This window comes from Bacillus sp. 5RYD7K, from assembly GCF_059831465.1.
Genome location: NZ_CP191200.1, coordinates 940,976 through 954,153, shown reverse-complemented (window position 1 = coordinate 954,153; position 13,178 = coordinate 940,976). Strand labels below are relative to the sequence as shown.

Here is a 13,178-nt window from a genome sequence, read left to right as displayed (position 1 = left end):
AAAAGATACATGGAAAGACCGGCAGGATTTTGGATTCGGTTTCTGGCTTACGTCATTGATCAGATCATCATAGGAATTCCGATTTTTATTATTCAATTTGCAGTCACTTTTTTATTTGCGGCAGGCGTTGCGGCGGCTGACCCCTTCATGACCGAAAATCAGTTTAACATCTCTTTTCTGGTGTTCGGCGTCATCCCGATTCTTGTGAGCTCTTTTGTGATCAGCATCTTATATTTCAGCCTGCTCACAGCCTCAAAGATGCAGGGGACACTGGGAAAAGCATTGCTCGGCCTTAAGGTCGTCAATGAAGATGGCGGACGCATTTCCATCGGCCAGGCCTTCGGACGCGCTTTCGCTTATATCATATCTAAGGTCATTCTTTATATCGGTTTCATTATGGGTGCCTTCGGAGAGAAAAAAGCGCTGCACGACATCATGTGCAGCACCCGGGTTGTTTATAAATAATGTCCTTAAGTCCGGGCCTTTTGAGCCCGGGCTTTTTATGACGGCTGCGCCCGCTTGATGTCAATGCCGCCTTTTCCGTCAGCCTCAATGCGGATCGTCCCGTTCACAATGACAGACAGCGGATGAAACTCCGCATGCTGATCAGAAAAAATCCAGCGGCGGCCGTTCGGCCCTAAAAGCAAAAACGCCCCATCATTGTAATCACCCATAAAATGAAATCCGTTCTCCTTAAGAGGCGCGCCGTCTCTCACCGGTATACCGAAACGCTGCAGCTCCTTCCCCGTCGATACCACCTCGGCAGCCGTCAGATTCACCTCGCCGATATTCAGGACGGACTCAATCGAAAAACGTTCCGCGCTTGCCGGTGACGTTTCTCTCGCGATGAATTCCGCCAGATTGTTGGACGGATCTTTGAAATAAAAGGAACGCGCATGTATATGAGAGAAATACACCTCATCCTCGCCATCTTCCGTTTGAAAAACGACTTTATCCTTCATCCATGCCTTCGCCTCATCAAAACGATTATTCGGAATGTTAAACGCGAAATGATACGTCGGATGAGATTGAGAATCGGTGCGCCTGAATTCCAATTCGCTTTCTCCCGCCCTGATTGTAAACGAATCATCGGACTGATCCGCTAAAGAAAAACCCAACACCCTTACATAGAAGTCTTTCGTCTCCTCTAAAGCACAACTGTACAAAGTAATGTTATTTATTTGCATGATCATACCCCCTTTGGTTTATACTGCCATATAGAGGGGTTGATTTCCCACTATTTCGTTTCACCAATTGAGAATCCCCCTTTCGCCCGGCGCTAAACATGATAAACAGCGCCAAACCGCTTATACCAAGCGATTTTTAACGTTTAAAGCAAAAAAAGCAGAAAATAATACCTCATATTGCTTGACAAAAAATAAATGTTATTTAATAATCTATATATAATTAGAATTATTATTGAAAGATAAAGTGAATGCTTTGTCTTTTTAATATATTTTAAAATCACATTTCAGGAGGAAGATATTATGTCTTTAATTGGAAAAGAAGTACTGCCATTCGAAGCAAAAGCTTTCAAAAACGGTGAATTCATCGATGTAACAAACGAAGATTTGAAAGGTCAATGGAGCGTTTTCTGCTTCTACCCAGCAGATTTCTCTTTCGTTTGCCCGACTGAGCTTGAAGATCTTCAAGGACAATACGCTGCACTGAAAGAATTAGGCGTTGAAGTATACTCTGTTTCTACAGATACTCATTTCGTACACAAAGGCTGGCATGACAGCTCTGAAAAAATCGGCAAAATCACTTACGCAATGATCGGTGATCCATCTCAAACGATCTCCCGCAACTTCGACGTTCTTGACGAAGAAACTGGTCTTGCTGACCGCGGAACATTCATCATCGATCCTGATGGCGTCATCCAAACAGTTGAAATCAATGCAGGCGGTATCGGCCGTGACGCAAGCAACCTTGTAAACAAAGTAAAAGCAGCTCAATACGTTCGTCAAAACCCAGGTGAAGTCTGCCCGGCTAAATGGGAAGAAGGCGGCGAAACACTTACACCTAGCCTTGATTTGGTAGGTAAAATCTAAGGAGTGCATTCCATTGGTACTTGATGCAAATATCAAAGCACAATTAAATCAATACATGCAGCTAATTGAGAACGACATTGTTCTCAAAGTAAGCGCCGGTGATGATGACACTTCTAAGGACATGCTGGCTCTCGTTGACGAACTGGCTTCCATGTCATCTAAAATTTCAGTTGAAAAAACTGAATTAAACAGAACACCGAGCTTCAGCGTTAATCGTACCGGAGAAGACACAGGCGTTACATTCGCCGGTGTTCCTCTCGGCCACGAATTTACATCATTAGTGCTGGCATTGCTTCAAGTCAGCGGCAGAGCGCCTAAGGCTGATCAAAAGGTCATTGACCAGATTAGGAACATCAGCGGAGAATACCGCTTTGAGTCTTATATCAGCCTGACATGCCACAACTGCCCTGATGTCGTCCAAGCATTAAACATGATGAGCGTGCTCAACCCAAATATCACTCATACAATGATTGACGGCGCGGCATTCAAAGAAGAAGTAGAAAGCAAAAACATTATGGCTGTTCCGACTGTTTTCTTAAACGGTGAATCTTTCGGAAGCGGCCGTATGACCATCGAAGAGATTCTCGCGAAAATGGGCAGCGGCGCAGATGCGTCTGAGTTTGCCGACAAAGAGCCGTTTGACGTTCTTGTTGTCGGCGGCGGACCTGCCGGCGCAAGCGCGGCGATCTACACGGCGCGTAAAGGCATCCGCACCGGTGTCGTCGCTGAACGCTTCGGCGGCCAGGTACTCGACACCATGAGCATCGAAAACTTCATCAGCGTCAAAGCGACTGAAGGACCGAAGCTCGCTGCAAGCCTTGAAGAGCATGTGAAAGATTATGATATTGACGTCATGAACCTTCAGCGCGCGAAACGCCTTGAGAAAAAAGACCTCTTCGAACTTGAACTTGAAAACGGCGCTGTACTGAAAAGTAAAACAGTGATCCTGTCAACAGGTGCCCGCTGGCGCAATGTCAACGTACCTGGTGAGCAAGAGTTCAAAAACAAAGGTGTTGCATACTGCCCGCACTGTGACGGACCATTGTTTGAAGGCAAAGACGTAGCCGTTATCGGCGGCGGAAACTCCGGAATCGAAGCGGCGATTGACCTTGCAGGTATCGTCAATCACGTGACTGTGCTGGAGTTCGCGCCGGAGCTGAAAGCAGACGAAGTCTTGCAAAAACGTCTTTACAGCCTGCCAAACGTCACTGTGCACAAAAATGCACAAACGAAAGAAATCACAGGCGACCAAAACGTAAACGGCATTACGTTCGTTGACCGTGAAACAGGCGAAGAAAAACACGTTGAACTTCAAGGTGTATTCGTCCAAATCGGTCTCGTGCCTAATACAGAATGGTTAGACGAAACCGTCGAACGCAACCGCATCGGCGAAATCATCGTCGATAAGAGCGGCGCGACAAGCGTTCCCGGCCTATTCGCCGCAGGGGACTGCACAGACGGCCCGTACAACCAAATCATTATCTCAATGGGATCAGGTGCAACTGCCGCTTTAGGCGCATTTGATTATTTGATCCGGAATTAATGTAAAAAGCCGCCATATGAATGGCGGCTTTTTATGTTATCAGTTAGGGCTTGCTCCGCCAACACATGCTTTTCCTCATAGTTTTGCAGCTGCTCCCACTTTTTCGCCTTCTTTCTATATCATTTGAATTTTAAGGGTAAATAATGTTAACATTACCCTTGTTAAAATATCAATATATCCCCATTTATATCTATTGCTTTTTTCCTCAAATTAGAAAGGGGTTATTTGAATTGCAAAGAAAGTCTTTTACTGACTCATCAATTTTCTTTTTTTTAATTTGTATTTTGGGAGGCATACTTTTTCTTTTAACAAAATGATTCGAGTCTTTTTTAGTTGTTGACTCTCTAATTTTATACATAAGGCTTGTCGCTATCCACCGTTCCCTTTAAGGCACAAATAGCTTGTTTCCTATATGCCAAAAAGACAGCATACTGCAAGCGGCACGCTGTCTTTTTCTTGAAACTCTGATTACTATTTCATTCATAACCTTTATGTCTTGCTCCCTCTCGCCCGATAGATAAGAAACAGTCCAATAAACCACAGCGGCGTCAGCAGCAAAGCCGGGCGCGTCGCATCCGCAAACAGCATAATCACCAGAATGGCGGCAAACAGCGCCAGCACGGCGTAATTGATAAACGGCGCGAACGGCGCCTTGAAAGACGAGCTTGCGTGTAGGTCCGGACGGGTTTTCCTGTATCTGATATGACAGACAAGAATCACGCCCCACACCCAAATGAAACAAATCGCGCTGATAGTGGTCACGATGCCAAACGCTGCTTCCGGTATCAATTTGCTTAAAAGAGCGCCCGCTGACAGCACAATGACCGATACCCATAACGCGCTGCTCGGCACATGATTTTTATTCAGCCTCGCGAAACTGGCCGGCGCCTGTTTCGTTTTGCTTAAATTATACAAAATCCGGCTTGTAGAAAACATCCCGCTGTTACAAGCAGAAGCGGCCGACGTTAATACGACAAAATTAATGATTCCCGCGGCCACCGGAATGCCGACTAAGCTGAAGGTTTTCACAAAAGGACTTTCCGCCGCATTCAGCTGCGTCCAAGGGTTAATACATAAAAGAATGATCAATGCCCCGACGTAGAAAAATAAAATACGCAATGGAATTTTATTGATAGCGGACGGAATGTTTTTTTTCGGATTTGATGTCTCCGCTGCCGACACACCCACTAATTCCACACCGACATAGGCGAAGATCACCATCTGGAACGACAGCAAAAAGCCTGAAAACCCGTTTGGAAACAAGCCGCCATGCTCCCACAGATTCGCCGCTGAAACCGTTCCGGTATGCGTTTTGAACCCAATCACCAGCAAAACCACACCGATGACAATTAACGCGAGAATCGTGATCACCTTAATTAAGGCGAACCAAAACTCCAATTCTCCAAAAATCTTGACCGTTAACAGATTAAGTCCTAATAAAATGAGCAAACAGATAAGTGCAGGAACCCATTGCGGAATGTCAAACCAATATTTCACATATACACCGACGGCGATCACATCCGCCATAGCCGTCATAATCCAGCAAAACCAATAAGTCCAGCCGGTGACAAACGCCGCACGCGGCCCTAAATACGCCTCGGCAATATCCGTTAATGATTGGTACCCCGCTTTAGATAACAGCAGTTCTCCCAGCGCCCGCATGACGAAAAAAAGCGCAATACCTACAATAAAATACGCAAAGATGATAGAAGGACCCGCCAGCTGAATCGCCTTACCGGACCCTAAAAACAATCCGGTGCCGATCGTGCCGCCAATGGCGATCAGCTGCACGTGCCGATTCGACAAGTCCCTCTTTAGCTCTCGCTGTTCCACACCTGACTCCTCCTTACTTTTTGATGAACGACGAGAAAATAAAGCCAATAAAAAAAGAGATTGGATGCCCTCCAATCTCATGGTCATAAGAATATCAAATTATATTTGCGCCGCTGACAATCAACAGCATGCCAAATACATATTCGGTACTCTTCTGTCCTTTTGCCTGAGATTGTGAACCCTTCGGCGCCGCGGAAAATCCGCGGTCTCTCCAGAAGCCGCTCCTGCTGTAGTGCGACCCACAGCAATCATAGCCTGCTACGTATTAAGTTTCCGATAGAAATAACTATCAGCTAACTTTTTATTTTAATAGAAGTTTGATCATTTGTCAACGGGGTGATGAGCTGTCTGCGGAAGGTATATGTTGAGGCCTTAAGCGCCGTATTTTCTGTTTTGTTTGTCTCAAAAAGGACTTATGAGGTACTATCATATAAGGTCTAATGATTTAAATATCATGTCATACTTTAAATTCACCTTATCATGCAACGGCTCGTAAATAAAAAGGGGATGGACGAGATTGGAAACCAAATATTTAGATCTGCTCGCACAAAAATACGATTGTGAAGAAAAAGTGGTCACAGAGATCATTAATCTGAAAGCGATACTGAACCTGCCGAAAGGAACCGAGCATTTCGTCAGTGATCTGCACGGAGAGTATCAGGCATTCCAGCACGTGCTGCGGAACGGTTCAGGAAGAGTAAAAGAGAAGATCCGCGATATTTTCAGCGGCGTCATTTACGATAGAGAAATTGATGAACTGGCGGCTTTAGTCTATTATCCGGAGGACAAACTGAAGCTGATTAAACATGACTTTGATACGAAAGAGGCATTAAACGAGTGGTATAAAGAAACGATTCATCGGATGATTAAGCTCGTTTCTTATTGCTCCTCTAAGTACACCCGCTCCAAATTGCGCAAAGCGCTGCCTGCCCAATTTGCTTATATTTCCGAAGAGCTGCTGTACAAAACAGAACAAGCCGCCAACAAAGAACAATATTACTCCGAAATCATAGAACAGATCATCGCGCTCGGCCAAGCTGATAAGCTGATCACCGGGCTTGCTTACAGCGTGCAGCGATTGGTGGTCGACCATCTGCATGTTGTCGGCGATATTTATGACCGCGGACCGCAGCCGGACAGGATTATGGAAGAACTGATCAACTATCATTCAGTGGATATTCAATGGGGGAATCACGATGTTCTCTGGATAGGCGCCTATGCCGGTTCGAAAGTATGTCTGGCCAATATTATCCGTATCTGTGCCCGCTATGACAACCTGGACATTATTGAAGACGTCTACGGCATCAATCTGAGACCGCTATTGAACCTTGCCGAAAAATATTATGATGATAACCCGGCTTTCCGCCCGAAAGCAACCGAAAACAGACCGGAAGATGAGATTAAGCAAATCACAAAAATCCATCAGGCGATCGCGATGATCCAATTCAAGCTTGAGAGCCCGATTATTAAGAGACGGCCGAACTTTAATATGGAAGAACGGCTGTTACTGGAAAAGATTGATTATGACCGCAATGAAATCACGCTGAACGGAAAAACGTATCAACTGGAAAACACCTGCTTTGCGACGGTGAATCCCAAACAGCCCGATCAGCTATTAGAAGAAGAAGAAGCAGAAGTCATGGACAAGCTGCTGTTTTCTGTCCAGCACTCCGAAAAGCTGGGCCGCCATATGAATTTTATGATGAAAAAAGGCAGCCTGTATTTAAAATATAACGGCAACCTGTTGATTCACGGCTGTATTCCTGTTGACGAAAACGGCAATATGGAAACGATGATGATTGAGGATAAACCGTATGCGGGCCGTGAGCTGCTAGATGTTTTTGAACGATTCTTACGGGAAGCGTTTGCCCATCCGGAAGAAACCGATGACCTGGCGACAGACATGGTCTGGTACTTATGGACAGGCGAGTATTCCTCCCTCTTCGGAAAACGCGCCATGACCACCTTTGAGCGGTATTTCATCAAAGAGAAGGAAACGCATAAAGAAAAGAAAAACCCGTATTACTATTTGCGTGAAGACGAGGCAGCCTGCCGAAACATCCTGAAGGAATTCGGGCTCAACCCGGATTATGGCCATATCATCAACGGCCATACACCGGTAAAAGAAATCGAAGGAGAAGATCCGATCAAAGCAAACGGAAAAATGATCGTCATCGACGGCGGCTTCTCCAAAGCCTACCAATCCACAACAGGCATCGCCGGCTACACGCTCTTATACAACTCCTACGGCATGCAGCTCGTCGCCCATAAACACTTTAACTCCAAGGCCGAAGTGCTGAGCACCGGAACCGACGTCTTAACGGTGAAACGATTAGTTGACAAAGAGCTGGAGCGGAAGAAAGTGAAAGAAACGAACGTCGGTGAAGAACTGATGAAAGAAGTCGCGATTTTGGAGAAACTGCGGGAGTATCGGTATATGAATTGAGGAATATGGAGTTCAGGGATGATTCTCTGGGCTCTTTTTTTACGGTTTCCCTGTATGTAAAACCGATTTAACCGCTTCTTCAATCTCCCTATAACCCGTACATCTGCAAATATTGGACTCCAGCCAATTTTTAATCGTTTCATCACTTGCATTCGGCTCAGTATTCACTAAAGCATGACAATTCATGAGAAAACCAGGTGTGCAATATCCGCATTGAAACGCAAATTTTTCAATAAAAGCCTTTTGAATCGGCGTATTGATAAGTCCTTCAATTGTCGTAATGTCCTTTCCTTCCCCTTCTGCCGCAAGCATTAAGCAAGATTTCATCGGTATCCCGTCCGTTAATACCGTACAGGCGCCGCAATCCCCATTTAAGCAGCCCGGCTTTGAACCAGTTAATCCGAGACGAAGACGGAGAGCAAATAACAAAGTGTCGGCCGGTCTGACAGTAATCTGTCTTTCCTCACCATTTACTTTCAACGTAATAGGATCAGACATTGGAACCTCCTTCTAATTCTTGTAAGGCATCTAAAATTGTATTTTGCAAGACAAATATCCGATATTCACTTGAGCCTTCTGCATCATCAAGAACAGGTTTGGGTACATACTGTAAAGATCTGCGCACTCTATCTTCTGCTGTGCCGCTTTTATCGTTAAGCACAGCCTCCATTTCAGCAGAACGAAAAGGAAATGGACATACGCCGCTGAAGGCCATTCTGATCTCATCATCTTTTTTCAGCGCACAGACTGTCACCAATGGATATCCGACATTCCACTGCTGTCTTCTTTTGATACTGACAAACGGCAAGTCAACATACGCTCGATCGACAACGATATGAAATAAAAAATCTCCTTTTCGCAACTGTATTTCCTTGTTAAATACTTTATTTATGGGACGGTAATGAATCCCCTCTCTCCCTGCAATCCCTAGCAAACTATCAGAAATCAGCAACGGCAGCACGGCCTCACGGTAATAGATGCCCCCGCAAATGTTTCCGCCCAGGCTGATTTTATTTCGGGACGTCCGATCCGCTATTTCACTTACTGTTTTACTTAATAGCGGAAATGGATTTTCTTCCTCCAGTTTCGTTAATGACACGCCCGCTCCGATCACCAGATCATGTTCATCAAAACGGATGGCGTGAAATTCCGGAAGCGCGTTCATATCTATTACTGCATCCGTATAGACGATATTCAGCCTTCCTAACGTGATAATTTCCGTGCCGCCGGAAAAATACATTGGTGTTTTCTTTTCAGCCGCAAGCGAGTGAAACAGACGGGTTGTTTCTTGAATGGTCTTCGGTTTAAAATAGTCGAAATCAAACGGTATCATCTTTCCACCCCATTTGCGTCCTCCATAATTGTTCGGGAATGAGAGGAAGTTGATTCAATTGGACACCTAAAGCGGCGGAAAGGCAATTTCCCAATGCTGCAGGCATCCCCAGCAGTCCGTGTTCCCCGCCGCCGCGCGCTCCATAAGGCGCAATCACATGCGGGGTTTCAACAAATTCAATGATATATTCAGGCTGCTCTCCATAGTGAAGGGGTCTGTATGTTCTGAGTTGAGGATTTAATACTCTTCCATACGGATCAAATACAAAGGTTTCTCTTCCTCCAAATGCGATTCCCATACTCATCCCTCCCATCACTTGACCCCTTGCAGCTTTTTCATTCAGTACAGTTCCTATATCTACAACAGAATAGGCTTTTGTGATCCGATACGTATAATCCCGCTTATCCAACTCAACTTCAATTCCCTGAGCACCTACAGCCCACTCGGGTCCCGGCTTTCCTCTTCCCGTTTCCCGGTCTAAATTCGTCATCCGGGTTAATGTATAATTGCCGCTCGCAATGATTTGGCCGCCAATGGTATTTCCATTTGGAAACGTGTATCCGTAAGCAATGTCTTTTATTTCAACATGTACAGCAGGATAATCTATAAAATAAACCTTTCCGTCTGCCACTTCCAATTCCTCGACAGGAACCCGCAACACACACGATGCCACTTCCTTAAGCTTTCGAATGGCTTCTTCCGCTGCATTCAGTACGGCTCTTCCGGCCATTAACGTCCCTCTGCTCCCCACGGTTTTCCAATGCTCGGGCGTTGTTTGCGTGTCTACAAGCATTTTCACGTGAATTTTGCTTATATCCATTTTCATTCGTTCCGCCAAGATTTGGGCTAACACTGTTTTTGTCCCTGTTCCAATTTCCACTACCCCTGACATCAAATTAATGCTTCCATCGGGATTAAAGGTTAAAATCACCCCGGATGTTGCATTTGTATCAAATGTTGAGGTTTTCCAAATACAGCTGATTCCTTTCGCCCTTATCTTCCGGCCGTCGATTTCAATTCTCTGTCCCTCGGACCAATTCATTAATTCCTTCAATCTCTCAATGCATTTCGGCACATTTCCGACCGTGCTTGAATTGAGAAGAACTTGAGTCGGTGTCGTATCACCGGGACGAATGGCATTTTTATAGCGGAGTTCTAACGGGTCCATGTTCAGTTTTTCCGCCAATACATCCATCGTCCGCTCAAAGGCAAATAACACTTCAGCATGACTGTAGCCTCTATATGCACTTGGATATGGATGGTTCGTATACATACAATATGAATCACACGATATATGATCGATAGCGTACGGACCCGTACAATCAACCACCGCAGCCCGGCTGATGTCCACTCCTTTATCAGAGTATGCTCCGCCATCAAATAAAAGCTGAATGTCTGCCGCCTTTAAAATTCCGTCCTTTGTGGCCCCTAATTTGACAATGGCATCCAATCCTATATGACCAGGAGATGTGATCATATCCTCTTCTCTCGTATTAAATAATTTGACGGGCCGGCCTCCGACTGCTTTTGATGCCAAATAGGCAATGACCTCTAACTGAACGGCTGCTTTTCCCCCGTAGGCCCCTCCTACTAAAGGGGTTTTGACGATAACCTTTCCGGGTTCAATTCCAAAGTACCACTCCATTAACTTTTTAATAGCAAAAGGAGCTTGAGAGGATGTTGTCATGATAATCTCCTCATCAGCCCGAATTTCAACAATCGAGCACCTTGTCTCCATAGCCGCGTGATCAGAAGGGTTAAAGGATATGTGGAATTCTGCTGTCACATCACTTTCCTTAAACCCGTCTTCTATATTTCCTTTTCTGATCTTATCCAGGTTCGCGATATTTGTCTTCGGAACCGGGAATACACCTGCCTTCTTCTCATAGCGGTCAACATGTTCATGGACGAGGGGAGCATCTTTTTGAAAAGCCTCACGGGGGGAATTGACGACGGGAAGAGGTTTATAGGACACTTTAATGGCATCCGCTGCCTTTTTAGCTATGATTGGATTTTCCGCCACAACTACAGCAACCGGCTCACCGTGGTACCTGACCCTTTTATAAGCAATCGGCGGCCTGTCTTTAATTTCTTCACCTGCAAGCGGAAAAGGTTCATCGCCCAATATCGCTTTCACTCCGGGAATCTTCCAGGCTTCTGAAAAATCCATAGACACAATATCGGCATGAGCATATGGGCTGATCAGCATTTTTGCGTGTAATGTGCTTGTTTCATGTAAATCATCCGTATATTTCGCCTTACCCGTCACTTTTTCAAGGGCCTCTTTCCGAATGACACTTTTCCCGATATACTCCAACTCATTCACTCCCCGAATTTATTCAGCAGGAAAGTATAATCTTCAACCGTGTCTACGTCATAAAAAAGCAAGGGGTCTTGAAAGCTGATCATTTTTCCCGTCTTGATCATACTTTCACGGATCACATGCCGGGCGCCCTGATCTCCCTTTAACTGATGCAAGACTGGAAAACATTGATTTGAGAATAAAATGGGGGGCATAGGAAGATGCTGATTTTCAGCGGCGATAAATGAATAGCGGCGCTCCTTTTGATAGGAATCAATTAACGTATTGATGATATCTGAGGTGACAAACGGCTGATCTGCAAGGAGAATGATAACGGCGTCAGCCTCGTACGCTGCCGCTTTTTGCAAACCGCATTGTATAGAATGGCCTTGGCCCTTACCCGCTTGCTCACATTCTGCCTGGCTCCACTTATTTGAGATGGGATTTAAAAAGAAAAAATCCGAAAGCCAATGCAGTGAATCTCCCTTTCTCGTTATAACGAAGATATGATCTAATTCAGATACCAGGGCATGTTTAAGCGCCATACTTCCGAGGGAGACGCCATTGAGAAATAAACTGCGCTTATCCGTCCCCATGCGTCTGCTTGTACCGGCTGCCAGGTAAATGCCTGCTGTTTTCATAAGCGAGCCCTTTGTTTTCGCATTTCTTTAATCATCTCGCCAACAATGCTTACAGCAATCTCCTCAGGCCCTTGTGCTCCGATGGAAAGCCCAATGGGGGAATGAATATCCTCTGGAATCTCTGCTCCGCCTAATAGCCGCTCGGTGCGCCTTCTGGGGCCTAATACACCTTTATAAAACACATTCTTGTTTTTTAACGTATGTAAAATGATCTGATCTTTTTGAAAACTGTGCGTCATAATGACAACAAAATCCCTTTTTGTCATGCTCAGGCCTTCCATGACTTCTTCCGGTGTTCCTATTATCAATTGGCCGGCTTCAGGAAAATGACCGTGATGACATAAAGCGGGACGCCAGTCAATCACCGTCACATGAAAGCCCGCACGAGCCGCCAACGAAACGAGCGGCCTTGCATCTTCTCCTGCTCCGAAGACGTATAGACAAGGTTTTGGAACCATCTCATGGATAAAAAATAAATCAGATGTATGTTCATCCCTTTTGATTCCCTTTTCTGTCTGTCTCAGTTTTTGAATACAGCCTTGTTCCATAACATCCCCGGTTCCAAACACTCTGCCGTCTTCAGCTATATACAGATCTTCCTTCGGCTCTAACGTTTCAGTGAATCGTTTCACTCGGGTCACAGACTTTTTTTCATCTAAGCATGTCTTGACTGTCATCAGATTTCGTTCCAATTCCGCTTTTACAGGCTCAAGCAACACCGTCAAAACACCATTACAGCCAACGCCCTGCCCCCAGGATAAATCGTCCTCCGCGCTCATATCAAAGCGGACAATCAACGGCTCTCCCGCAGCCCAGACCTGCTCTCCCCTTTCAGCAAGATCTTCTTCCAGACAGCCGGCGGATAACATTCCGACTCTTGTTTTGTCCCCTAAAATTAACATGGAGGCCCCTTCCTTCTTATAAGCGGACCCCTCTGTTTTAATGATGGTAGCCAGTACCTTAGCTTTTGCAGAAGCCCCGATGACATCCAAAATCCGGTGTATATCATCCATTTGATTTCCCCCGCTT

Annotated in this window: 11 protein-coding genes and 1 riboswitch; of the genes, 4 read left to right on the top strand and 7 right to left on the bottom strand. The window is 45.4% G+C overall.

Annotated elements, in window-relative coordinates; translation table 11 throughout:
• Positions 1–9: 9 nt before the first annotated feature.
• Positions 10–465: an RDD family protein gene (locus ACQE26_RS04835; RefSeq protein ID WP_060963863.1), complete on the top strand. Its 456-nt coding sequence runs from the start codon at positions 10–12 to the stop codon at positions 463–465.
• 35 nt (positions 466–500) lie between these two features.
• Here ACQE26_RS04835 and ACQE26_RS04830 read toward each other — a convergent pair whose 3' ends face one another.
• The gene (locus ACQE26_RS04830; RefSeq protein WP_500470802.1) at positions 501–1,187 is read right to left on the bottom strand and encodes a toxoflavin lyase-like VOC family protein; all 687 of its coding nucleotides are present in this window, start codon (positions 1,185–1,187) and stop codon (positions 501–503) included.
• A gap of 300 nt (positions 1,188–1,487) precedes the next feature.
• On the opposite strand from ACQE26_RS04830, the gene ahpC reads away from it, so the two are divergent.
• Together ahpC and ahpF are read left to right on the top strand one after the other, a co-directional pair.
• Positions 1,488–2,051: an alkyl hydroperoxide reductase subunit C gene (gene ahpC / locus ACQE26_RS04825; RefSeq protein WP_004393188.1), complete on the top strand. Its 564-nt coding sequence runs from the start codon at positions 1,488–1,490 to the stop codon at positions 2,049–2,051.
• A gap of 13 nt (positions 2,052–2,064) precedes the next feature.
• The gene (ahpF, locus tag ACQE26_RS04820) at positions 2,065–3,594 is read left to right on the top strand and encodes an alkyl hydroperoxide reductase subunit F (protein ID WP_500470800.1); all 1,530 of its coding nucleotides are present in this window, start codon (positions 2,065–2,067) and stop codon (positions 3,592–3,594) included.
• Positions 3,595–4,083: 489 nt separating this feature from the next.
• On the opposite strand, the gene ACQE26_RS04815 is transcribed toward ahpF, so the two are convergent.
• Complete coding sequence (locus ACQE26_RS04815; protein ID WP_500470798.1) at positions 4,084–5,427, bottom strand: amino acid permease; 1,344 nt, start codon at positions 5,425–5,427, stop codon at positions 4,084–4,086.
• Positions 5,428–5,571: 144 nt separating this feature from the next.
• Positions 5,572–5,652: riboswitch (glycine riboswitch) on the bottom strand.
• A gap of 292 nt (positions 5,653–5,944) precedes the next feature.
• Here ACQE26_RS04815 and fbp point away from each other — a divergent pair.
• Positions 5,945–7,873, top strand: coding sequence for a fructose-1,6-bisphosphatase (fbp, locus tag ACQE26_RS04810; RefSeq protein WP_500470797.1), 1,929 nt, complete (start codon positions 5,945–5,947; stop codon positions 7,871–7,873).
• A gap of 39 nt (positions 7,874–7,912) precedes the next feature.
• On the opposite strand, the gene ACQE26_RS04805 is transcribed toward fbp, so the two are convergent.
• The 5 genes from ACQE26_RS04805 to ACQE26_RS04785 are packed head-to-tail and all read right to left on the bottom strand — an operon-like array spanning position 7,913 to position 13,162.
• Positions 7,913–8,371 carry a (2Fe-2S)-binding protein gene (locus tag ACQE26_RS04805; RefSeq protein WP_500470796.1) on the bottom strand — a complete coding sequence of 153 codons (459 nt, stop codon included), beginning with the start codon at positions 8,369–8,371 and terminating at the stop codon, positions 7,913–7,915.
• Positions 8,364–9,206, bottom strand: a complete 843-nt coding sequence (locus tag ACQE26_RS04800; protein WP_500470795.1) for an FAD binding domain-containing protein — start codon at positions 9,204–9,206, stop codon at positions 8,364–8,366. The genes ACQE26_RS04805 and ACQE26_RS04800 overlap by 8 nt, the downstream gene beginning before the upstream one ends.
• A complete protein-coding gene (locus ACQE26_RS04795; RefSeq protein ID WP_500470794.1) occupies positions 9,193–11,523 on the bottom strand; it encodes a xanthine dehydrogenase family protein molybdopterin-binding subunit in 2,331 nt (776 codons plus the stop codon). Before ACQE26_RS04795 ends, ACQE26_RS04800 begins: the two co-directional genes overlap by 14 nt.
• A 5-nt stretch (positions 11,524–11,528) precedes the next feature.
• Positions 11,529–12,149 (bottom strand): NTP transferase domain-containing protein, encoded by a 621-nt coding sequence (locus ACQE26_RS04790; protein ID WP_500470792.1) that lies wholly within the window; start codon positions 12,147–12,149, stop codon positions 11,529–11,531.
• Positions 12,146–13,162, bottom strand: coding sequence for an XdhC family protein (locus tag ACQE26_RS04785; protein ID WP_500470790.1), 1,017 nt, complete (start codon positions 13,160–13,162; stop codon positions 12,146–12,148). The genes ACQE26_RS04790 and ACQE26_RS04785 overlap by 4 nt, the downstream gene beginning before the upstream one ends.
• Positions 13,163–13,178 lie beyond the last annotated feature (16 nt).

Excerpts from the sequence above, each read along its gene's own strand:
- ACQE26_RS04800 (WP_500470795.1), bottom strand. The coding sequence starts at position 9,206 with ATGATACCGTTTGATTTCGACTATTTTAAACCGAAGACCATTCAAGAA.
- ACQE26_RS04790 (WP_500470792.1), bottom strand. The coding sequence starts at position 12,149 with ATGAAAACAGCAGGCATTTACCTGGCAGCCGGTACAAGCAGACGCATG.
- ahpC (WP_004393188.1), top strand. The coding sequence starts at position 1,488 with ATGTCTTTAATTGGAAAAGAAGTACTGCCATTCGAAGCAAAAGCTTTC.
- ACQE26_RS04835 (WP_060963863.1), top strand. The coding sequence starts at position 10 with ATGGAAAGACCGGCAGGATTTTGGATTCGGTTTCTGGCTTACGTCATT.
- ACQE26_RS04805 (WP_500470796.1), bottom strand. The coding sequence starts at position 8,371 with ATGTCTGATCCTATTACGTTGAAAGTAAATGGTGAGGAAAGACAGATT.
- ACQE26_RS04830 (WP_500470802.1), bottom strand. The coding sequence starts at position 1,187 with ATGCAAATAAATAACATTACTTTGTACAGTTGTGCTTTAGAGGAGACG.
- ACQE26_RS04785 (WP_500470790.1), bottom strand. The coding sequence starts at position 13,162 with ATGGATGATATACACCGGATTTTGGATGTCATCGGGGCTTCTGCAAAA.